Origin of the sequence: Oryzomicrobium sp. (assembly GCF_036820405.1) — a bacterium.
Classification (GTDB): Bacteria; Pseudomonadota; Gammaproteobacteria; order Burkholderiales; family Rhodocyclaceae; genus Oryzomicrobium.
In genome coordinates, this window is record NZ_DAISLS010000008.1 from 127,579 (window position 1) to 147,616 (window position 20,038).

The following is a 20,038-nucleotide window of genomic DNA, read 5'->3' on the forward strand; positions in this document are numbered from 1 at the left end:
TTTCCACGGTGCAACATAGCGGCGCCATGCCACTCCCGCCGTCGCCCCTCCACGTTTCACGTTTCGCCGTCGTCCCGCGGCCCCGCCTCGTCCCGCCACGCCCCCAGACGCCGGGTGGCGGTGCGCAGGACGTCGATCTGGCGTTCGAAGTTGCGGCAGCCGGAGCAGATCGCCAGATGCAGGCGCAGGGCCAGCCGGGCGGGCACGCCCAGTTCCCGCTCCTGGGCATCGGACAGCAGCCGGGTCGCCTCCTTGCAGTTCAGCATGACATTCCCCCCTCGCCGGCAAACCAGCGCTCCTGTAGGCAGAGGCGCAGGCTCATGCGCGCCCGGTGCAGAACTACCCAGCAGTTGGCTGCTGTAATCGACAATTCGCCGCAGATTTCCCGCGTATCGAAGCCCAGGTACTCCCGCATCATGAACACCCGGGCGGTGTTTTCCGGCAGGCGGGTCAAGCACAGCCGAAACACCTCCCAGAATTCGGCCCGGGACAGGGCCGCTTCCGGATCGCCCCAGGCCGCCGGGCGCTCCTCGGCGCGCCAGTGCCCGTCCGGGCGGAACAGGTCGTCGAAGGCGTCCTCGGGAATCTCGTCGATCTCGGCCAGGGGCTGGGGCTGGCGCACCCGCTGGCGGATGGCGTCCACGATCTTGTGGCGCAGGATGCCGAACACCCAGGTGCTCCACTGGGCCCGGCCGGCGAATCCGGCGCCGTCGCGGCAGGCGGCCAGCAGGGTTTCCTGCACCGCATCCTCGGCCGCCGCCTCGTCGCGCAGTTGCAGCACGGCAAAGCGCAGCAGGTCGCGGCGCAGCCCGACCAGGTCCGCAGCAGCGGGCGCCGGAACGCTCATGCCTCGCCCCGGGCCGGGTAGTCCTTGGCGATGACGAAATCCAGGGCCTTGAGCACGTCGGCGAACCCCGGCCGGGCAAAGGGCATGGTCTGGATGGCCGCCCAGTAAAGAGTGCCGTCGGGGCGCACCAGAAAGAGACCAGGCTCGGTGAACAGGGCCGGCTCCTCGATGCCGATGGAGGTAGCGCCTCGGCCGGTGGAAACGTACAGCCCCCAGGCCCGGCCGGTGGCGATGGACAGGCCGTAACCCAGGGCCAGGCCCTCCAGCCGCCATTCCCGGTGCGTATCCCGGGCCCGGGCTTCGTCGTCGGCGGAAACGGCCAGCACGTCCACGCCCCGGGCGGAGAATTCGGGCAGCAGACGGACCAGCTCCTGGAGATAGGCGCGGCAGATGGGGCAGTGGCGCCCCCGGTAGGCCACCACCAGGGTGAAGCGCTCCGGGCGCCGGTCGGCAAGGCGCCAGAGGGAACCGTCCACCGTCGCTACGGCCAGGTCGGGGACGGGGTGGCGGGGCATGGGACGAGGGCAAAGATCGGTCATCGAGGGGCTCCGTGGCATTGTCGTCAGGGGCGCGCGGCAGAAGGCCGGCGCCGCCCGTTTGGAGAGGCTAAATCAATCTGTCGTTCCCCCGGCGCAATTCCTTACACCCTGCCAGCGGCGAGATGGCGGCTCCCCCCGTGTGCCGCCCTTTGCCCTCCCTCGGCGCATTGGGCACAATCCTGCCCTCGCGGCGCCGTGGGTGCCGCCCGTCTTTTGTGATTGCGCCATGACCCTGCCCGCCGACACCTTCGCCCCCCTGGCCTCCCGGGAGCTGCAAACCTACGCCGCTCGCCTCGTCCAGGATGCTTTCGCCCGCCTGTTCCGCCTGTCCCTGGAAGGCAACGAGGCGGAGTGGCGCGCCGGCGCCCGGGAAATCGCCGCCCGTGCCGAGGAATGGATCGCCGCCGCCGAGGGCGGCCGTGACGGGGAGGCCGGCATCCTGCGCCGCGCCATGCTGCTGGCCGGCCTGGACCAGTGGGGCCTGGCCTACGCCCAGATCTTCGGCCCCTCGGCCATGGCCGGGCTGAGCGAGCTGGTGGGGCTGCTGCGCGACGCCCTGGACCCGGCCGGCGAGGGCCGCTGCCAGGCCGCCTTCAGCGCCCTTCAGGACAACGAGGGCGATGCCATCGACTTCAAGGTCGGGCTGCGCCGCGACCTGCACCTGGCCATCTGGCACGCCATGATCGCCAGCGAAGAGCGGGACGAGGCATTCGCCATCCTCAGCCAACTGGGCGGCATGATGGCAGCCCTGACCCGGACCATGCCGGAAGTGGGCTGGCGGCTGGTGGCCGATGCCCTGGCCCACATCCAGATCCGCTGCCTGGCCCATCGGCTGGCCAGCGACGGCCTGGGCCAAGAAACCACCCAGGCGCTGTTCGGCGCGCTCAGCCGGGAACTGCCGAAACCCCAGTGGGAGCAGATCATGGCCCAGGCCACCCAAGCCGTGCTGGGCTGGCAGGAGGCCAGCCGCGGCGCCGCCGGGGAGACCGGCGCCGCAGGCCAGACCCTGCACTGACCCCGGCCCGGGCGGGAGCAGCAGGGCGCCCGTCACGCATCCGTGCCGGCCTTGGCCGAACCTGCGGCCGGAGCGGACGGCGAAAGGCTCGAAACGGACGCACCGGCGGAAGCGGCCCGGGTCAGTACCGGGGTGTCGGCGTCTAGGGACTTGATGTCGCCGGACAGCTCGCCGCCCTCGTCGATGAGAATCTTGCCGTAGCGGATGGTGCCGCTGACCCGGCCGGTTTCATGGATCACCAGTTGCTGGCGGGCGGTCAGTTCGCCCTCGAAGGTGCCGTACACCTCGGCCACGTCGATGCTCACCTTGCCGCTGAACACCCCCTTTTCGGCGATGTGCATGACCCGGCTGTCCATGGTGGCCTCGACCCGGCCTTCCACCACCAGGGTGTCGCAGTCGAGGATTTCCGCCCCCTTCAGCTTCACGTCGGGGCCGACGATCAGGCGGTTGCCGCCCACTGCGTCGGTCAGCCCCGGCTTGGCGGCGGACTTGCCCGCATCGGGCGCATTCAGCGGGCTGCTGGCGGTGGCCGGCCCGGCGGGAGCCCGCCCGGGAGTGCCGAGGGGCGGCAGGCCGGCCGGCGCCACCACCGCAGCGCCAGAGGCGCCGGACAGGCGGGTGTCCCGGGGGGCCAGGGCGTCGTTGCGCAGGGGGGCGGTTTCCTCGCGTTTGCCGAAGAAGCTTTGCTTGTTGAGCATGGAAGGTCCTTAAGGTGGAGTGGCAAAGTCGAACCGTCGCGGCAGCCGCCGCAACGCCATCCCGACCTATGGCAAGCAGCGTGCCACTTCACGCCAAGCCCCGCGTTTACAGCGGTTCACCTCACGATTGCCACCCGATCGCCGACGATAGGCACAAATAGTGTCGGGCCAGCCCGACGCCGAATCCATGCATCCGGCCTAGTTGCTGTTTTTTCGCGGATTTTCCTGTCGGGCCAGAGCGACAGACAGAACGCTCACGACCGCCCGGGCGCCGCCCCCATCCAGAACAAAAAAGAAACGGCCACGGGGGCTGACGCCGCCGTGGCCGAATAACTACCGAGGGACACAACTAATCGGTCGGATGCGACCTTCGGGTCACATGTTGCGCCGGTACTGGCCGCCCACGTCGTAGAGGGCGGTGGTGATCTGCCCCAGGGAACAGACCTGGACCGCATCCACCAACACCTCGAACAGGTTGCCGTTGGCGATGGCCGTCTGTTGCAGACGTTCCAGCATGGGGCCGGATTGGGCCTGGTGGCGGGACTGGAAATCGCGCAGGCGCTGGATCTGGGACTGCTTTTCCTCCTCGGTGGAACGGGCCAGCTCGATCTCCACCTGGGCGCTGCCCTTGGGATTGAGGAAGGTGTTCACGCCGATGAGGGGCAGCGAGCCATCGTGCTTCTTGTGCTCGTAGTGCAGCGACTCCTCCTGGATCTTGCCGCGCTGGTAGCCGGTTTCCATGGCGCCGAGCACCCCGCCGCGGGCGGCGATGGCCTCGAACTCCTTGAGCACCGCCTCTTCCACCAGGTCGGTCAGCTCGTCCATGATGAAGGCGCCCTGGTTGGGGTTCTCGTTCTTCGCCACGCCCCATTCCCGGTTGATGATGAGCTGGATGGCCATGGCGCGGCGCACCGACTCCTCGGTCGGGGTGGTGATGGCCTCGTCGTAGGCGTTGGTGTGCAGGGAGTTGCAGTTGTCGTAGATGGCAATCAGGGCCTGCAACGTGGTGCGGATGTCGTTGAAATCCATCTCCTGAGCGTGGAGCGACCGGCCCGAGGTCTGGATGTGGTACTTGAGCTTCTGGCTACGCTCGTTGGCGCCGTACTTGTTCTTCATCGCCACGGCCCAGATGCGCCGGGCCACCCGGCCGATCACCGAGTATTCCGGGTCCATGCCGTTACTGAAGAAGAAGGACAGGTTGGGGGCGAAGTCGTCGATGTGCATGCCCCGGGCCAGGTAGCTCTCCACGTAGGTGAAGCCGTTGGCCAGGGTGAAGGCCAGCTGGGAGATGGGGTTCGCGCCCGCCTCGGCGATGTGGTAGCCGGAGATCGACACCGAGTAGAAGTTCTGCACCTTGTTGTGCACGAAGAACTCCTGGATGTCGCCCATCATCTTCAGGGCGAACTCGGTGGAGAAGATGCAGGTGTTCTGGCCCTGGTCTTCCTTGAGGATGTCGGCCTGCACGGTGCCGCGCACGGTGGACAGCACCCACTCGCGGATCTTCTCGGCCTCGTCCTCGGTGGGCGCGCGGCCGTTGTCGGCCTTGAACTTGTCGATCTGCTGGGCGATGGCGGTGTTGAAGAACATCGCCAGGATGATCGGCGCCGGGCCGTTGATAGTCATCGACACCGAGGTGGACGGGGCGCACAGGTCGAAGCCGTCGTAGAGCACCTTCATGTCGTCCAGGGTGGCGATGGACACGCCGGAGTTGCCGATCTTGCCGTAGATGTCGGGGCGCTCGTCCGGGTCGCAGCCGTACAGGGTGACCGAGTCGAAGGCCGTCGACAGGCGGTGGGCCGGCATGCCCTCGGACACCTTCTTGAAGCGGCGGTTGGTGCGGAAGGCGTCGCCCTCGCCGGCGAACATGCGGGTCGGGTCCTCGCCCTCGCGCTTGAAGGCGAACACGCCGGCGGTGTAGGGGAAGGAGCCGGGCACGTTCTCGCGCATCAGGAAGCGCAGCACCTCGCCGTCGTCGCCGAACTTGGGCAGCACCACCTTCTTGATCTTGGTGCCGGAGAGGGATTCGGAGACCAGCTTGGTGCGGATTTCCTTGTCGCGGATCTTCACCACGTACTCGTCGCCGGAATAGGCCTGTTGCATCTCGGGCCACTGCTCCAGCAGCTTCTTGGCCTTGGGATCGAGCTGGCCGTCCTTCCAGGTCAGCACCTCGTCCACGTCGGCCACCGGCTTGTCACAGCCCTTGAGCAGATCGCGGGAGATGCGCAGGGACTGGCGTTCCCGGGCCAGCTTGACCTGCTCGTCGGTGTGGGCGTGGTAGCCGCGCAGGGTCTCGGCGATCTCGGCCAGGTAGCGCACCCGCTTGGGCGGCACGATGGCCTGCTGGTAGGAGGACTGCTTGGCCGCCACCTTGGGCAGTTTGCCCGGCTGAAGGGTCAGCCCCAACTCGGCCAGGCGCTCGATGAGAGCCTGGTACAGGGCGGTGACGCCGTCGTCGTTGAAGTGGGCGGCCATGGTGCCGAACACGGGCATGGCGTCGGTGGGCTCGGCGAAGCGCTCCCGGTTGCGCTGGTACTGCTTGCGCACGTCGCGCAGGGCATCCTCGGCACCCTTGCGGTCGAACTTGTTGATGGCCACGAAGTCGGCGAAGTCGAGCATGTCGATCTTCTCCAGCTGGCTGGCGGCGCCGAACTCGGGGGTCATCACGTACAGGGAGGCGTCCACGTGGGGGACGATGGCGGCGTCGCCCTGGCCGATGCCGGAGGTCTCGACGATGAGCAGGTCGAAGCCGGACACCTTGCAGGCGGCGATCACCTCGGGCAGGGCGGCGGAAATCTCGCTGCCGGTGTCCCGGGTGGCCAGGGAGCGCATGTAGATGTTGGCCCCCTCGATGGCGTTCATGCGGATGCGGTCGCCCAGCAGGGCGCCGCCGGTGCGCTTGCGCGACGGGTCGATGGAGACGATGCCGAGCTTGAGCTGGTCGTCCTGGTCGAGGCGGAAGCGGCGCACCAGCTCGTCGGTGAGCGACGATTTACCGGCGCCGCCGGTGCCGGTGATACCCAGGGTCGGCGTGGCGGTCTGGGCGGCAGCCTCGCGCAGGGCGGCCTTCACATCCTCGCCGTAGGCGCCGTTCTCCAGGGCGGTGATGACCTTGGCCAGGGTGCGCCGGTCGCCGGAGCGCAGCCCGGCCAGCACGGCCTCGACGCCCTGGGGCGCGGCGGCGGTCAGGTCGTAGTCGGAGGTTTCCACCACCTCGTTGATCATGCCCTGCAAACCCAGGGACTGGCCGTCGCCGGGGGAGTAGATGCGGGTCACGCCGTAGTCGTGCAGCTCGGAAATCTCGGAGGGCACGATCACCCCGCCGCCGCCGCCGAACACCTTGATGTTCTCGCCGCCGTGCTGGCGCAGCAGGTCGATCATGTACTTGAAGTACTCGACATGGCCGCCCTGGTAGGAGGTGATGGCGATGCCCTGCACGTCTTCCTGCAGCGCCGCGTTGACGATGTCGCCCACGGACCGGTTGTGCCCCAGGTGGATCACCTCGGCGCCGGTGGATTGCAGGATGCGGCGCATGATGTTGATCGAGGCGTCGTGGCCGTCGAACAGGGCGGCGGCGGTGACGAAGCGCACCTTGTGGCGGGGCTTGTAGGGGACGAGCTTGTGGGCAACGGAAAGGTCGGTCATGGGCGAGGTTCCGGAAGGCAAGCACTGCGGTCGAACCGGGCCGCCATCCTGCACGGGGCGGCCGCAACGGGCGGGCCCGGGAAATCCGGGCCGGAGAGTGATGGCACCTTAGCTAACGTTGACGTCAACGTCAACTTAACCGAACCGCAAGCCATCGCACTTCCTGCAACCCGCAGCCGGCGCGGTCGGGACGGTTTTCAGGGGGTCGGGGTCAGGCCCGAACCGTGATGGGGCGCGGTACGGCCGGCCGGCGCATGGCCGTGGTCGGCCTGGGGGCGCTGGGGCAGCATGAACCAGGTGAGCAGGCTGGAGCCGGCGCAGATCAGCCAGAACAGGAAGAAGCCCAGGGAATAGGTGGCGTAGGACGACATTTCCACCGTCCCGCCGAGGAAGTACAGCTGCTGCGGGTTGATCACCCAAAAGAAGAGGAATTCGGCGACCGCCGCGGCAACGAAGGATGGCCACAGCACCCAGATGACCTTGTTCATGGAACGCCTCCCGTCAGGTTGTGGGGTACTGGGTATGACCGGACAGGCGGCGCGGAAGTTGCGCCCGACGCTGCCGATCCGGCAACGATTGGACGGCTCCCGAAAAGCGGCCAAGCCAAACCCCGCGCCAGATAATGGTTTCCGGGCAGTGGCTGCAAAGAACAAGGCAGGGTGCGGCTTTCCAGGCACACCTGCTGGAAACGCCCGCCCTGCCTTGGCTTCCGGCTGGTGCCTCAGCGATACCGCTCCGGCAGCGGCGGCACCGCCAGGCCGGCGCACTCCGCCTCGGGGCGGGGCTCGCCGGCCACCACCCGCAGGGGCACCACCCCGGCCCAGGCCGGCCGCTCCAGATCCTGGGGCAGGTCCTTGGGCGGGCCGCTGCGCACCTTGGCCGCCGCCTCGTCCAGGGAGATGCGCAGCAAGGCGGTGCCAGCCAGTTCCTTGTCGTCCGGCGGCCGCACCTGGGAAGCGCGCCCGGGCACCGCGTGGTCGAGGAACGCCGCCAGGGACGCGGCCTTGGCCGCCGGATCGGCCACCTCCTCGAAGGTGCCGTAGATCACCACCGAGCGGTAGTTCATCGAATGGCGCAGGGCCGAGCGTGCCAGCACCAGGCCGTCCATATGGCTGATGGCGACGCAGGCGGTGCCGCCGGTCAGCACCTCCACCAGCCGCGACGCCCGGGCGCAGTGAATGTACAGGTGGCTCCCCTCGCGCCAGCAGGCGGTGGGAATGCAATGGGGCACGCCGTCCTGGACGAAGGCCAGGTGGCAGACCAGAGCCGCGTCCACGATGGCATTGACGCTCTCCCGGTCATAGGCGGCCCGCTCCGGATGGCGGCGCACCCGGGTGCGCTCCGAAGGGGCGTCGGTGCCGCGGCGGGGCGGCGTGGTCGACGTGGGTAGCGAGGAGGAATCGGTCTCGGACATGGCAGTGCTTTCACGGATGGAACGATGAGGTGCCCAGCCTAACGCCCCTGTGGCACCATAACGAGAACCAGAATTTGCACAGACGATAGAACCACGCGATGGACTACGCCCACCTCCTCGACCACCTGAAAACCGCCGTATCCCCGGACGGGCCGCGCCGCCAGGGCCTCTACGCCGCCCTGCGCGGCGCAGTCCTGGACGGTCGCCTGCCCCCCGGCACCAAGCTGCCCGCCTCCCGCGCCCTGGCGGCGGAGCTGGCCCTGGCACGTAACACGGTGATCCACGCCTACGAGCAACTGGTGACCGAGGGCTACCTGGTGGCCGACCGGCGCGCCACCCGAGTGGCGCCCCTGCCCCTCGGCATGGCCGGCGACCCGGCGGACATCCGTCTGCCGCCGCCCACCACCTCTGCCCTGCCCCCTCTGGCCCACCGGGCCGCCCGCATCAATGCCCGGCGCCACGGCCTGGACGGGCCGCCCCGCCCCTTCTCGCCCGGGGTGCCGGACCTGGGGCGCTTTCCCTTCGCCGCCTGGCGCGCCTGCCTCGACGCGGCCTGGCGCGACGCCACCCCGGCCCAGCTGCACTACAGCCCGCCCGGGGGCGATCCCCTGCTGCGGGAGGCCATCGCCCGCCACCTGGCGGTATCCCGGGGGGTGCGCTGCACCCCGCAGCAAGTGGTGGTCACCCCGGGCATCCAGGGCGCCATCGCCGTGTGCGCCTGGCTGCTGGCCGAGGCCGGCGCCACCGCCTGGCTGGAGAACCCGGGCTACCCGGGCGCCCGCAGCGCCTTCGCCTGGGCCGGCCTCGACGTGCGCGGCATCGCCGTGGACGGCCAGGGCCTGGCCCCCACCGCCGCCGACTGGGACGAGGCGCCGCCCCGGCTGATCTACCTGACCCCGGCCCACCAGTACCCCCTGGGCACCGTGCTCAGCCTGGAGCGCCGCCTGGCCCTGATCGCCCGGGCCAGGCAATGCGGCGCCTGGCTGCTGGAGGACGACTACGACGCCGAATTCCGCTACGAGAGCCGCCCCCTACCCGCCCTGCAAGGGCTGGACACGGACGCCCCGGTGCTCTACCTGGGCACCTTCAGCAAGACCCTGCTGCCCGGACTGCGCCTGGCCTACGTGGTGGCCCCCGAGGCCATCGCCGCCGACCTGGGCCGGGCCGTCACCGACCTGCTGCGCCCGGGCCAGGGGGTGGAACAGCGCGCCCTGGCGGATTTCATCGCCAAGGGCCGCTTCGCCGCCCACCTGCAACGCATGCGCCGCCTCTACGCCGAGCGTCAGGCCCTCTTGCGCCGCCTGCTGGCCGAACGCCTGCCGGCGGTGGCCGGGCTGCCCGCCACCGTCACCGGCGGGGCAGCGGGCCTGCACCTGACCCTGGCCCTGCCCCCGGACCTGCCGGACCGGGCCGCCGTCGCCACCCTGGTCCAGCGCGGCCTGGACCCTCGCCCGGTGAGCGCCTACTGCCTGGCCGGCACCGCCCCGGCCGGGGGCAACGGCCTGGTGCTGGGCTACGGCAATACCGACGCGGCGATCCTGCCGGCGGCGGTGGAACAGCTGGCCGCCGGCCTGGCCGACGCCCGCGGCGCGCAGCGGCGCCGGCCCTGACCGACCTTAGCCAGCCTCAGCCCCGCAATCCGCCCACCAGGCGCACCCATAGCCGGGCCAGCCAGCCCGGCAGCAGCGGTGGCGGCACCGGAGCCGGCGCATCCCGCAGGGTCAGCACCAGCCGGCCGCCCCCGTCCGCCGCCACGGTCTGCCAGCCAGCCACCTGCACCACATGGACCGTGCCCGGGGCGAGGCGGTAGCGCACCCGGCAATACTGTTCCGCCACCCAGCGCGGCGCCCCGATCAGGGCGCCCCGGCCAGACTGGACGTGCACCACCGCCCCGGCCCGCAGGGCGATACGCAGGGACTGGCCCGGGGCCAGGATATGGACGACCGGTTCGGGGATCGCCGGCGCGGGCGCCGGGCCGGCGTCGGCCAGGCGGGCAGCCGGCGTGGCTCCCGCTCCGGCCGGGGGAACGGGCCTCGAACGCAACGGGACGACGGACGCGGGACAAGGGCAGGGGCGGGCAGACATGGCGGAATCTCCGGAAACAGGAGACTCCAGCCTAATCGGCCACCCCCGGCGCCGACAGGCACACGGCCGGACAGAATCGGGCGCAACAGGGGCCGGTTCTACACTCTGTTCCGCAACAAACCGGCCGTATCTGTTCTGTATCGCCCAGCGCGCCCGGTCCATAATCGGCCCCATGGACGCACCGCCCCTCTACCGCCAGATGGCCGACCATTACCGCCAGGCCATCGCCGCCGGCGCCCTGGTCCCCGGCGACCGCATGCCCTCGGTGCGCGCCCTCATGGCGCGCCACGGGGTGAGCCTGTCCACCGCCCTACAAACCTGCCGGCACCTGGAAAGCCTGGGGCTGCTGGAGGCCCGCCCCCGCTCCGGCTACTTCGTCCGTCCGCCCCGGCGCGGCAGCCTGGCGCCGGTGGAGGAACCCTGCCCCACCCTGCCCGACCCGGCCCAGTACATCGGCATCCATCAGAAGGTTTCCGCTATTCTGGCCCGGGGCCAGGCCCGGCCCGACGCCCTCAACCTGGCGGTGGCCTGCGGCGCCCCCAGTCTGTATCCGGCGGCGGCCCTGCAACAGGCGGCGATGCGCGTCCTGCGCCGCCAGCCGGCCCTGTTCGGCACCGCCGTGCCCTTCAACGGCGCTCCGGCCTTCCGCGCCGCCCTGGCCCAGCAGGCCCTGGCATCACGCATGACCCTGGGGGCCGACGACATCATCGTCACCCACGGCTGCGTCGAGGCCCTCAACCTGGCGCTGCGCGCCGTGGCCCGTCCCGGCGACGTGGTGGCGGTGGAAACCCCCACCTTCTATGGCCTGTTGCAGATCCTGGAGAACCTGGGGATGCGCGCCCTGGAGATTCCCACCAGCCCCCAGACCGGCATTTCCCTGGAGGCCCTGGACTTGGCGGCGGATGCCTACGCCAACATCAAGGCGGTGGTGGTGGTGCCCAACCTGCAAAACCCCCTCGGGGCGATCATGCCCGACGCCCACAAGGCGCGCCTGGCGGCCTGGGCCGAGGCCCGGGGCATTGCCCTGATCGAGGACGACACCTACGCCGCCCTGGGCAACGACGATGCCCCCCTGTCGGCGCTGAAGGCCTTCGACGCCACCGGCAACGTCATCCACTGCGCCTCGCTGCACAAGACCCTGGCCCCGGGCATGCGCCTGGGCTGGATCGCCCCCGGCAAGTGGAAGCCCCGGGTGGAAATGCTCAAGTACGCCCAGTCCCGGCCCAACGAGGCCCTGCCCCAGTTGGCGGTGGCGGAGTTCATGGGTTCCGGCGGTTTCGAACGTCACCTGCGCCGGCTGCGCGTTCAGTTGCGCGAACAGCGCGAGCGGTTGGGCGAGGCGGTGGCCGCCTATTTCCCCGCCGGCACCCGGCTCAACGTGCCGCCGGGGGGCTTCGGCCTGTGGATCGAGCTGCCCGGGCAGTTGCCCTCGGAACGGCTGTTCGACGCGGCCCTGGACGAAGGCATCCGGGTCTCGCCGGGGGTGATGTTCGCCAACTCGGGACGCTTCGACCATTTCCTGCGCCTGAGCTGCGGCGCCCCCTGGAGCCAGGCGCTGGACGAGGGCATCCGCCGCCTCGGCGGGGTGGTGGCCCGGCTGGCCGGAGCTTGAACGGCTCAGTGCAGCCGGCGGGCGGACGCCGCCGCCCCTTTCCCGCTGGCGGCGTCGGACAGGCTGTCCGTCTCGCCTTCCAGCCAGGCCAGCACTTCCGGGGCGATCACCCGGGCCGGATCGAGCAGGATCAGTTCGCCCCAATCCATGCACGCCCGCCCCCGGACCACGGCGGCATCGGCGCCGGGGCGGCCCGCCGCCAGGGGTTCGATGCGGCCCGGCGCCAGGTCGAGTGAATCCCCCACGGCATCGACCAGCAGGCCGGCCAAAACCGATTCGTCCCGCCGCCGCGCCGCCACCACGACCACCCGGGAAGCGATGCCCGGCTGGAGCGGCCGCCCCCCCAGGAGGGGATGCAGGTCGAGCACCGGCACCAGGGAGTGGCGCAGCTTGATTGCGCCCCTCAGCAGGGGCGGCAATCCGGGCGCGACAATCAGTTCGCCGTGGGTCACCACTTCGCGCACCTGGTCCCGGGGCACGGCGCAGACGTCGTCGCCCAACTGGAAGCAGAGGCAGGCCAGCCCGGCGCCCTCGCGGCGGGCCGGGGCGGCGATTGCATGATGGCGGATCAGGGTACGGGTCATGGCGGTTCTCCTCGGCGCAACCCGAATCCGGGAATGGCCCGGCCGGGACGGCGATGTCGCCATTACACCCGGCGGGGCGCCGCTGCACCGTCGGCGAAGGCGGAATCCAGGCTAGGCGGCGGCTGATCCTGCTGTCGGGAAATTCCTACCCGGCCGGACGCCGCAGACACGCAACGCAGACACGAAAGCGGCAAGGCCCGAAGGCCCTGCCGCTGCGTGGTTGGACGATCCCGCCGTTCAGGCCGGCACGGCGTCCGCATCGCGCGGGGCCGATTCTCCGACCACCGGCATTTCCGTACCGCCTCCGACGGAGAGGGCCTCCAGTTCTTCCAGGGCCAGTACCCGATCCAGGTTCAGGATCAGGATGAAGCCCTGGTCCATCTTGGCCATGCCGCGGATGAAGTCGGTGCGCAGGCGGGTGCCGAAGGATGGCGGCGGCTCGATGCGGGAATCGGGGATGTCCAGCACCTCGTTGACCGCATCCACCAGGACGCCGACCACCTGGACTTCGGCCTCCCGGACCACCTCGACGATGACGATGCAGGTGCGCCGCTCCACCTGGGTGGACTCGCCGCCGAAGCGGCGGCGCAGGTCAACCACCGGCACCACGGCGCCGCGCAGGTTGATCACGCCGCGCACCGAGGCCGGCATCATCGGCACCGCCGTCAATTGGCCGTACTCGATGATCTCACGCACGTTGAGGATGCCCACGGCGAACACCTCGCTGCCCAGCTGAAAGCTCAGGCACTGGGTGGCATCGCCGCCCTCGGGCCGGGCGATGCCGATCTGGCTGTTGATCTGGGTGCTCACGGCGCGCTCCTCAGAACAGGACGAAGTCGCCACTGGCCGCCGCTTCCAGGCCCGGCTGATGACGTGCCTCAGCCTGGGCGCGGCGATTGCCGGCGGCCCGGGACAAGGAGATGACGCTGGCGTTGCCGTGGCCGGTATTGAAGAAGCCCATCAGCTGCTGCAACTGCTCGGCCTGGCCGGTCATTTCCTCGGCGGTGGCTGCCAGCTCCTCGGATGAGGCGGCGTTCTGCTGGGTGGTCTGGGTCAGCTGGGACATGGCCCCGTTGATCTGGCCCACGCCCAGGGCCTGCTCCTTGGAGGCGGCGGTGATTTCCTGCACCAGATCGGAGGTCCTCTTGATCGACGGCACGATCTCATCGAGCAGCTTGCCCGCGTGCTCGGCCAGGGACACGCTGTTGCCCGCCACCTGGCCGATCTCCTGGGCGGCCACCTGGCTGCGTTCGGCCAGCTTGCGCACCTCGGCGGCCACCACGGCGAAGCCCTTGCCGTGTTCCCCGGCTCGGGCCGCCTCGATGGCGGCATTGAGGGCCAGCAAGTTGGTCTGGTAGGCGATGTCGTCGATGATGCCGATCTTGGCGGCGATCGACTTCATGGCCGCCACCGTGTCGGTGACCGCCTTGCCGCCATCGACGGCCTGGGCCGCGGCCTTGCTGGCGATGGTGTCGGTGACCTCGGCGTTCTCGGTGTTCTGGTTGATCGAGCTGCTCATCTGCTCCATGGAGGCGCTGCTCTCCTCGACGCTGGAGGACTGCTGGGCGGCGGCGCTGGACAGGGCCTGGGAGGTGGTGGAGATCTGCTCGCTGGCGTTGGTCAGGGCATCGGCGGCGCTGCGCACCTCGGTGACCACACCGCCCAGGCGCTCGACCATGCTATTGACGCAGTCGCGCAGCTCCTGGAGCTTGCCCTGGTAGTTGGTGGCGATGCTCTGGGTCAGGTCGCCCTGCTCCACCGCCGCCAGTACGCGCATGGCCTCGTTGAGGGGGCCGATGATGGCGTCCAGGGTGTCGTTGATGCCCGCCACGATCTTGCGGAAGTCGCCCTCGTGCCGAGCAGCGTCGGCCCGGATATCCAGGCGCCCCTGCATGGCGGCGGCGGCCAGGGTCGACGTGTCCTCGATCAAGGCCTTCAGGTTGCTGCGCACCTGTTCGACGGTGTCGTTGATGAAAGCCTTCTTGCCCGGGAAGCGGGCCAGGGGCGCATCGAAGTTGCCGCGACCGAATTCGGCGATGCAGGCCATGGTCTGCTTCTTGACCGCGATGTGGCCTGCCACCATGCCATTGACCCCCTCGGCCATGGTGCGGAATTCGCCCTGGAAGCGCTCGACACGGATCACGGCGTCGATGTCGCCCTTGTCGTGCTCGCTGCTGACGTGGTTCATCTCATTCAGCAGCGACTGGATCGTGCCTTGCATGGCGGCCATGCTGGCCAGAAGGGAGGTTTTGTCTCCACTTTGCAGAGCCACTTCCTCGCTCAAGTCTCCCTTGGCAATCCGTCCAACGCAGGCTGCCGCGTAAGCAGGATCGCCCCCAAGCTGGCGCAACACGGTACGGCTGACGAGCCATCCCAGTCCCACCACGGCCCCCAGGGTCACCAGGCTGATGATGATTGCCTGCATCACCGCCGCCCCCAGCACCTCTTGGGCCTCCGTAGCCGACCGGTGACCAATTTCCAGGTTGTAGTCGAAGTGCTCGCGCATGGCATCGTCAAGCTTGCCAATCACGCCCAGGTTCGCCATCACCAGGTCGCGAGCTTGCGCCGACTTCCCCTCCCGGGACAACGCCAGGGCCTGGTCGCGCAGCGTCAGGTAGGCTGACAGCGCAGTCCGATCCGCTTGCAGCAGTTGCCGGTCCTTGTCGTCGGCAACCAACGGCTCATAGGCTTTCAGCCCGTCTTCCACCTTGGTCAGGCTGGTGCGAATCTGCCCTTCCAACTCGGCCTTGTAGCCTTTGTCGTCCTGGGCAATGTGCTGCCACAACTGGGCGCGCATCATTGCCAGGGGTTCATAGGCCCGCTGCAGCACTTGCAGGCTGGGGGTCACGTTGATGTTGGTGAAGTTGGCGATGGTGAACACCCGGTTGATCTGGATGACGGCCAGGCCGGCAAGCAGGATGAGGCCGACGGCAGCCGAGGCGATCAGCAAGATGAGGCGTTGTTTCATGGTCATGATGCGCTCCTTGGGAAGCAGAATGCGGATGGATTCGGGTCACATGGGGAAAGCAGGGGGCGGGCGGGTGGAGGGGTGGAAGGTGGGGTCAGGCGGCACATGGGACGTCTCCTAGCCGAGGCGGCCCAGGCGGCGGGCTTCCTGATCGGCGGCCTGCTGCACCAGGGGCGGCACGTCGAGGATCAGGGCCACTTCGCCGCTGCCCAGGATGGTGGAGCCGGCGATGCCGCGCAGATGGCGGAACATCTGGCCGAGGGGTTTGATGACGGTTTGGAATTCGCCGAGCAGGCGGTCAACCACCAGGCCGGCGCGGCGGTTGCCGTACTTCACCACCACCACGTTCTGCCGCCCGCCGGAGGATTCCAGGTCAAGCAGGTGGCCCAGGTTCAGGCAGGGCAATGCCTCGCCGCGCAGGTCCAGGTAGTGGCTCGGCTGGGCGCGTTGGTCGCAGGCCGGCAATTCGACGCATTCCTGAACCAGGTCCAGGGGCACTACGAAGGGGCTGCCGCCAACCTGGATGAGGAAGCCGTCGATGATCGCCAGGGTGAGGGGCAGGCGGATGCGCATGGTGGTGCCGGCACCCTCGCGGCTGTCGATGTCGATGCTGCCGCGCAGGGCGGCGATGTTGCGCTTGACCACGTCCATGCCGACACCACGGCCGGACAGGTTGGTGACCTGGTCGGCGGTGGAAAAGCCCGGCTCGAAGATCAGGGCGAACACTTCCCGGTCGTCGAGCACCTGGCCCGGGGCCACCAGGCCCCGCTCCCGGGCCTTGGCCAGGATCTTGTCGCGCTTGAGGCCACCGCCGTCGTCGGCCACTTCGATGACGATGCTGCCGGACTCGTGGTAGGCGTTCAGCCCGAGCCGCCCCCGGGCCGGCTTGCCGGCGGCCAGGCGTGCCTCCGTGGGCTCGATGCCGTGGTCCATGGCGTTGCGCACCAGGTGCATCAGGGGGTCGCCGATCTTTTCCACCACGGTCTTGTCGAGTTCGGTCTCGGCGCCGGTGATGACCAGCTCGATGTCCTTGCCCAGTTCCCGGGAAACGTCGCGCACCACCCGGGGGAAGCGGTTGAAGGATTCGCCGATCTCCACCATGCGCAGGGACAGGGCCCGGTCGCGGATGACCTCGACCTGGCGCTCCACCAGGGCCACCGCTTCGATCAGGGCGCCGTTGCCGTTGCGCTGGGCGAGCAGCCCGGCGGAAGCCCCGGCGATGACCAGTTCGCCGACCTGGTTGATCAGCTCTTCGAGCTTGTCGGCATCCACCCGGACGAAGCGGCTGGCGGCGGGCTTGCTGTCCCGGACCTTGGCCTGCTTGTCCAGGGCGGCCTGGACCAGGACGGGGGGAACCCCCGCCTCCTGGGTCAGGATTTCGCCCAGGCGCGGCGGCGCGGCACGGCGCTGCCGATCCAGGGCCCGCTCCACCTCGGCCGCCGTCAGGGCGCCGCTGTCCACCAGGATTTCGCCCAGCCGGTCGGTGCCCTCGGGGGCCTCTGCCATGAGCCGCAGGTAGTCGCCCAGGGCCGCCCGGGGCGGCAGGATGGCGATGCGGCAGTCGTCGCGGACGAAATCGAAGGTGCTATCGATGGCCTCCCGGCTGGCGTCACTGAGAAAGTCCAGTTCGAAGCCCAGGTAGCAGCACTCCGGGTCCATCTCGTCCGCCGGGGGCAGCCTGTCCCACAGGGGCGTGATGTGCGTGATGGTGCCCAGGGTGCCCAGGTAGCGCAGGAAGGCGCTGGGGTCCATGCCCAGCTTCATCACGTCGGGGCCGAAGCGCAGGGAGATGTGCCAGGCCTGGTTATGCGCTCGCTCCACCTCTTCTTCTGCCGCCAGGCGGGACGGCTCATCCGTCGCGGGCGCCGTGGTGGCCACGGTGGCGCCCGTATCGCCGCAATGGGACTGGAGGGCCGCCACCAGATCGACGCGCCGTGCCGCATGGGCGGCGGCCGTGTCTTCTGCCAGCGTCTCGCCGGCGACCTGGCCGACCATCAGTCCAAGCTGGTCGCCGCACTCCAGGAGCAGGGCGATCAATGCGCCATTCACCGCCACCTGGCCGCTGCGCACCCGGTCGAGCAGGGTTTCGGCCACATGGGCGAAGGCCACCAGCTCGTCCAGGCTGAACAGGCCAGCGGAGCCCTTGATGGTGTGGATGGCGCGGAACGTGGCGGCGATGGCTTCGCCGTCGGCCGGGTCCTGCTCCAGGGCGAGGAGGGAATCCTCCATGCCGAGCAGCAGTTCCCGAGCTTCGGCGACGAAGGTCTGCAGGACTTCATCCACGTTCATGGCCTTCTCCCGGCTGGGTCAGGCCGAAGGCCTTGCGCAGCCCGTACAGTTCGATCAGCCCCGACACCGCCGGACTGCATTCGGCCAGGGTCAGGCGGCGGTTTTCGGCCCGGGCCTGGCGGTAGAGCAGCAGCAGCAGCTGAATGCCGACGGTGTCGATCTCGTCCACCTCGGCCAGGTCGAGTTGCACCTCGGGGCCGGCGCACAGGGACAGCAGCTGGGCCTTGACCCCGGCGGCGTAGATGTTGAACTCGCCCTGGAAGCGCAGGCGGGTGGTGCCGCCCTCGTTGTGGCAATGAATTTCCATGACCGTCTCCTCAGGGCTGGACCAGCTTGGCCACCGCCAGCAGCATCTGGGCGGGCTGGAAGGGCTTGACCACCCAGGCCTTGGCGCCGACGGCCTGGCCCTTCTGCTTCATGGCCTCGCCGGCCTCGGTGGTGAGCATGATCACCGGGGTGAAACGGTGCTCCGACAGCTTCTTCAGCTCGGCAACGAAGGTCAGGCCATCCATCACCGGCATGTTCACGTCGCTGATGATCAGGTGGGCCTTGTGGGCCTTGAGCTTGTTCAGCCCGTCCTGGCCGTCGCAGGCTTCCACGGTGTCGTAGCCGGCCCCCTTGAGGGCGATGCTGACGACCTGCCGCAGGGACGCGGAGTCGTCCACGATGAGAATGGTCTTTGCCATGGTGTTGCTCCTAGAAGAAGGTGATTTCGGATTCAGCCGGGGTCGAGCCGGTTTGGCCGCCATGGGCGGCGTGCTGCTCGACCGTGGTGTAGGTGCGGGCCAGGTCGGCCAGCCAGGCGCGGGCGTCCAGATGGCGGTCCCCCTGGGCGAGGAAGCTGCCGAGCTTGTCCATGTCGTTGCGCACGTGGCCGAGCATCTGGCCCACCCGGTCCTGGAACTGGAGGGACACCAGGGCGTCGGAGACCTCGGCCTGGATGCCCTGGTTTTCCTGACGCAGGGTGTCGGTGGCCATGGAAAGGTCGGCGGTGATGTCGTGGAAACGCTCCAGGATGCGGCCCACCGATTCCCGGGCCTGGTCCAGGGTCTGCTCATCCACCTGGGCCCCCAGGTCGGCAGCGCTCAGGGTGCCGTCGATGGTCGAGGTGACCAGTTGGACCTTTTCGGCGATCTGTTTGCCGGCGATGGCGGATTCGTTGGCCAGTTCGCGCACCGCGTCGGCCACCACGGCGAAGCCACGCCCCACCTCCCCGGCCCGGGCGGCCTCGATGGCGGCGTTGAGAGCCAGCAAGTTGGTCTGGCCGGCGATGCGTCCGACGCTGGCCGCCATCTTTTCCAGCTCGCCAATCACGTCGGCGAGGCGAGCCAATTGGTCGAGCATGGCCCGCTTGCTGTCCATCAGGCGGGTCAGGGCCGCGAGGATGTGGTCCAGGTCCTGGCGGCTCACTTCGAGCACCGGCAGCAAGCCGCCGCCCACCGAGGAATCGGTGGTCTGGGTGGTTTTGCCGAGGCGCTGGACGATGCCGGCGAAGCGTGCGGACAGGTCGCCGATGGCCGACTCGCTCTGGGTGCGCGCCAGTTCGATCTGCTGGGACCAGGTGGGCAGGATGCTGCCTTGGACCCCGTCGACCCGGGCTTGCAGGCTCTCTTGTTCTTCCCGGTTGTTCGCGGCGCGGACCTCCAGTTCGGATTCGAGCTTGAGTCGGGCATCGATCAGGCGGCGGGCCCGGACCTGGCTCCAACGGGCGGCGGCGGCACCGCCGGCAAACAGGACGCCGGCCGCGGCGATCGCCAGAGGGTCGCCCCAGCGGCAAGCCAGGAGCCCGGCGGCGGAAGCCAGCCCCAGGGTCGCGGGGGGCAGCCAGAAAGATGCGAGGCTGGGGGCACGGGTGCTGGGGATAGCGGAATTCATGACCGGTCCTCCACCAGGCCGCGCACTGCCTGGGTGAGCTGTTCGAAATCGACGCTCTTGTCGAAGAAGAAGTCCGCCCCGGCGGTGGTGCAGCGGCGGCGGAACCCCAGGTGGTTGGAGAAGATGGCCACCACGGTGGCCGGGGACTCCAGCTTGATTTTGGTGAGCAGGGCGATGCCGCTGCCGTCGGGCAGGTCGAGGTCCAGGATCACGCACTGAGGATGGAACAGACGGAAGTAGCGCAGCCCTTCGGCCAGGTGGTCGGCCACGGCGATTTCCATGCCCGGCAGGGGGGCCAGGGCCAGACGGAGGCGCTCGCTGATCAGCTTCGAGTCTTCGACGATGAGGGTTTTCATGGGGCTGTTTCCAAAGGCGTGCGGCGATGACTGCATTACAGGCCAATGGACGCCCCGGCGCCGTCGGCAACGGCGGAACGTGGGCTAGGGAGCGGCTGAATCTCCTGTCGGAAA

At 69.3% G+C, this 20,038-nt stretch carries 19 protein-coding genes; 3 read left to right on the plus strand and 16 right to left on the minus strand.

The genetic code is table 11. The features are described 5' to 3' along the window. Positions 1–56: 56 nt before the first annotated feature. From V7Z98_RS09250 to V7Z98_RS09260, 3 genes are read right to left on the minus strand one after another with little or no spacing between them, the layout of a single operon-like run. Positions 57–266 (minus strand): zf-HC2 domain-containing protein, encoded by a 210-nt coding sequence (locus V7Z98_RS09250; RefSeq protein ID WP_293263552.1) that lies wholly within the window; start codon positions 264–266, stop codon positions 57–59. Then, a complete protein-coding gene (locus tag V7Z98_RS09255) occupies positions 260–847 on the minus strand; it encodes a sigma-70 family RNA polymerase sigma factor (protein ID WP_334157742.1) in 588 nt (195 codons plus the stop codon). Before V7Z98_RS09255 ends, V7Z98_RS09250 begins: the two co-directional genes overlap by 7 nt. Next, positions 844–1,362: a peroxiredoxin-like family protein gene (locus tag V7Z98_RS09260; RefSeq protein ID WP_334157743.1), complete on the minus strand. Its 519-nt coding sequence runs from the start codon at positions 1,360–1,362 to the stop codon at positions 844–846. The genes V7Z98_RS09255 and V7Z98_RS09260 overlap by 4 nt, the downstream gene beginning before the upstream one ends. Positions 1,363–1,612: 250 nt before the next feature. Between V7Z98_RS09260 and V7Z98_RS09265 the strand changes: the two genes are divergently transcribed. Then, the gene (locus V7Z98_RS09265) at positions 1,613–2,401 is read left to right on the plus strand and encodes a hypothetical protein (RefSeq protein ID WP_334157744.1); all 789 of its coding nucleotides are present in this window, start codon (positions 1,613–1,615) and stop codon (positions 2,399–2,401) included. 32 nt (positions 2,402–2,433) lie between these two features. On the opposite strand, the gene V7Z98_RS09270 is transcribed toward V7Z98_RS09265, so the two are convergent. From V7Z98_RS09270 to V7Z98_RS09285, 4 genes are all read right to left on the minus strand, one after another. Beyond that, a complete protein-coding gene (locus tag V7Z98_RS09270) occupies positions 2,434–3,099 on the minus strand; it encodes a bactofilin family protein (protein WP_334157745.1) in 666 nt (221 codons plus the stop codon). Positions 3,100–3,474: 375 nt separating this feature from the next. Beyond that, entirely contained in the window at positions 3,475–6,741 is a 3,267-nt protein-coding gene (icmF, locus tag V7Z98_RS09275; RefSeq protein ID WP_334157746.1) for a fused isobutyryl-CoA mutase/GTPase IcmF, read from the minus strand. A gap of 197 nt (positions 6,742–6,938) precedes the next feature. Continuing rightward, positions 6,939–7,229: a hypothetical protein gene (locus tag V7Z98_RS09280; protein ID WP_293263564.1), complete on the minus strand. Its 291-nt coding sequence runs from the start codon at positions 7,227–7,229 to the stop codon at positions 6,939–6,941. A 233-nt stretch (positions 7,230–7,462) separates the two neighbouring features. After that, positions 7,463–8,155 (minus strand): pyridoxamine 5'-phosphate oxidase family protein, encoded by a 693-nt coding sequence (locus V7Z98_RS09285; protein ID WP_334157747.1) that lies wholly within the window; start codon positions 8,153–8,155, stop codon positions 7,463–7,465. Between the two features lie 98 nt (positions 8,156–8,253). Between V7Z98_RS09285 and pdxR the strand changes: the two genes are divergently transcribed. Then, entirely contained in the window at positions 8,254–9,765 is a 1,512-nt protein-coding gene (pdxR, locus tag V7Z98_RS09290; protein WP_334157748.1) for a MocR-like pyridoxine biosynthesis transcription factor PdxR, read from the plus strand. Positions 9,766–9,781: 16 nt separating this feature from the next. On the opposite strand, the gene V7Z98_RS09295 is transcribed toward pdxR, so the two are convergent. Then, positions 9,782–10,198 (minus strand): hypothetical protein, encoded by a 417-nt coding sequence (locus tag V7Z98_RS09295; protein ID WP_334157749.1) that lies wholly within the window; start codon positions 10,196–10,198, stop codon positions 9,782–9,784. Between the two features lie 214 nt (positions 10,199–10,412). On the opposite strand from V7Z98_RS09295, the gene V7Z98_RS09300 reads away from it, so the two are divergent. Beyond that, positions 10,413–11,852, plus strand: a complete 1,440-nt coding sequence (locus V7Z98_RS09300) for an aminotransferase-like domain-containing protein (protein WP_334157750.1) — start codon at positions 10,413–10,415, stop codon at positions 11,850–11,852. A 5-nt stretch (positions 11,853–11,857) separates the two neighbouring features. Here V7Z98_RS09300 and V7Z98_RS09305 read toward each other — a convergent pair whose 3' ends face one another. The 8 genes from V7Z98_RS09305 to V7Z98_RS09340 form a co-directional block, all read right to left on the minus strand. Next, positions 11,858–12,436, minus strand: coding sequence for a chemotaxis protein CheW (locus V7Z98_RS09305; protein WP_334157751.1), 579 nt, complete (start codon positions 12,434–12,436; stop codon positions 11,858–11,860). 237 nt (positions 12,437–12,673) lie between these two features. Further along, on the minus strand, positions 12,674–13,246 hold the full coding sequence (locus tag V7Z98_RS09310; RefSeq protein ID WP_293263576.1) for a chemotaxis protein CheW: 573 nt from the start codon (positions 13,244–13,246) through the stop codon (positions 12,674–12,676). Between the two features lie 10 nt (positions 13,247–13,256). After that, positions 13,257–15,410, minus strand: a complete 2,154-nt coding sequence (locus tag V7Z98_RS09315) for a HAMP domain-containing methyl-accepting chemotaxis protein (RefSeq protein ID WP_334157752.1) — start codon at positions 15,408–15,410, stop codon at positions 13,257–13,259. A gap of 111 nt (positions 15,411–15,521) precedes the next feature. After that, positions 15,522–17,693 carry a chemotaxis protein CheA gene (locus V7Z98_RS09320; RefSeq protein ID WP_334157753.1) on the minus strand — a complete coding sequence of 724 codons (2,172 nt, stop codon included), beginning with the start codon at positions 17,691–17,693 and terminating at the stop codon, positions 15,522–15,524. Beyond that, entirely contained in the window at positions 17,680–18,000 is a 321-nt protein-coding gene (locus tag V7Z98_RS09325; protein ID WP_334157754.1) for an STAS domain-containing protein, read from the minus strand. The genes V7Z98_RS09320 and V7Z98_RS09325 overlap by 14 nt, the downstream gene beginning before the upstream one ends. 10 nt (positions 18,001–18,010) lie before the next feature. Next, the gene (locus V7Z98_RS09330; RefSeq protein WP_334157755.1) at positions 18,011–18,379 is read right to left on the minus strand and encodes a response regulator; all 369 of its coding nucleotides are present in this window, start codon (positions 18,377–18,379) and stop codon (positions 18,011–18,013) included. A gap of 10 nt (positions 18,380–18,389) precedes the next feature. Beyond that, positions 18,390–19,568 (minus strand): methyl-accepting chemotaxis protein, encoded by a 1,179-nt coding sequence (locus tag V7Z98_RS09335; protein WP_334157756.1) that lies wholly within the window; start codon positions 19,566–19,568, stop codon positions 18,390–18,392. Then, positions 19,565–19,924: a response regulator gene (locus tag V7Z98_RS09340; RefSeq protein WP_293263588.1), complete on the minus strand. Its 360-nt coding sequence runs from the start codon at positions 19,922–19,924 to the stop codon at positions 19,565–19,567. Before V7Z98_RS09340 ends, V7Z98_RS09335 begins: the two co-directional genes overlap by 4 nt. Between the last annotated feature and the right edge of the window lie 114 nt (positions 19,925–20,038).

Excerpts from the sequence above, each read along its gene's own strand:
- V7Z98_RS09250 (WP_293263552.1), bottom strand. The coding sequence starts at position 266 with ATGCTGAACTGCAAGGAGGCGACCCGGCTGCTGTCCGATGCCCAGGAG.
- icmF (WP_334157746.1), bottom strand. The coding sequence starts at position 6,741 with ATGACCGACCTTTCCGTTGCCCACAAGCTCGTCCCCTACAAGCCCCGC.
- V7Z98_RS09320 (WP_334157753.1), bottom strand. The coding sequence starts at position 17,693 with ATGAACGTGGATGAAGTCCTGCAGACCTTCGTCGCCGAAGCTCGGGAA.
- V7Z98_RS09270 (WP_334157745.1), bottom strand. The coding sequence starts at position 3,099 with ATGCTCAACAAGCAAAGCTTCTTCGGCAAACGCGAGGAAACCGCCCCC.
- V7Z98_RS09280 (WP_293263564.1), bottom strand. The coding sequence starts at position 7,229 with ATGAACAAGGTCATCTGGGTGCTGTGGCCATCCTTCGTTGCCGCGGCG.
- pdxR (WP_334157748.1), top strand. The coding sequence starts at position 8,254 with ATGGACTACGCCCACCTCCTCGACCACCTGAAAACCGCCGTATCCCCG.
- V7Z98_RS09300 (WP_334157750.1), top strand. The coding sequence starts at position 10,413 with ATGGACGCACCGCCCCTCTACCGCCAGATGGCCGACCATTACCGCCAG.
- V7Z98_RS09340 (WP_293263588.1), bottom strand. The coding sequence starts at position 19,924 with ATGAAAACCCTCATCGTCGAAGACTCGAAGCTGATCAGCGAGCGCCTC.
- V7Z98_RS09315 (WP_334157752.1), bottom strand. The coding sequence starts at position 15,410 with ATGACCATGAAACAACGCCTCATCTTGCTGATCGCCTCGGCTGCCGTC.
- V7Z98_RS09325 (WP_334157754.1), bottom strand. The coding sequence starts at position 18,000 with ATGGAAATTCATTGCCACAACGAGGGCGGCACCACCCGCCTGCGCTTC.
- V7Z98_RS09335 (WP_334157756.1), bottom strand. The coding sequence starts at position 19,568 with ATGAATTCCGCTATCCCCAGCACCCGTGCCCCCAGCCTCGCATCTTTC.
- V7Z98_RS09260 (WP_334157743.1), bottom strand. The coding sequence starts at position 1,362 with ATGCCCCGCCACCCCGTCCCCGACCTGGCCGTAGCGACGGTGGACGGT.
- V7Z98_RS09330 (WP_334157755.1), bottom strand. The coding sequence starts at position 18,379 with ATGGCAAAGACCATTCTCATCGTGGACGACTCCGCGTCCCTGCGGCAG.
- V7Z98_RS09305 (WP_334157751.1), bottom strand. The coding sequence starts at position 12,436 with ATGACCCGTACCCTGATCCGCCATCATGCAATCGCCGCCCCGGCCCGC.
- V7Z98_RS09285 (WP_334157747.1), bottom strand. The coding sequence starts at position 8,155 with ATGTCCGAGACCGATTCCTCCTCGCTACCCACGTCGACCACGCCGCCC.
- V7Z98_RS09255 (WP_334157742.1), bottom strand. The coding sequence starts at position 847 with ATGAGCGTTCCGGCGCCCGCTGCTGCGGACCTGGTCGGGCTGCGCCGC.
- V7Z98_RS09265 (WP_334157744.1), top strand. The coding sequence starts at position 1,613 with ATGACCCTGCCCGCCGACACCTTCGCCCCCCTGGCCTCCCGGGAGCTG.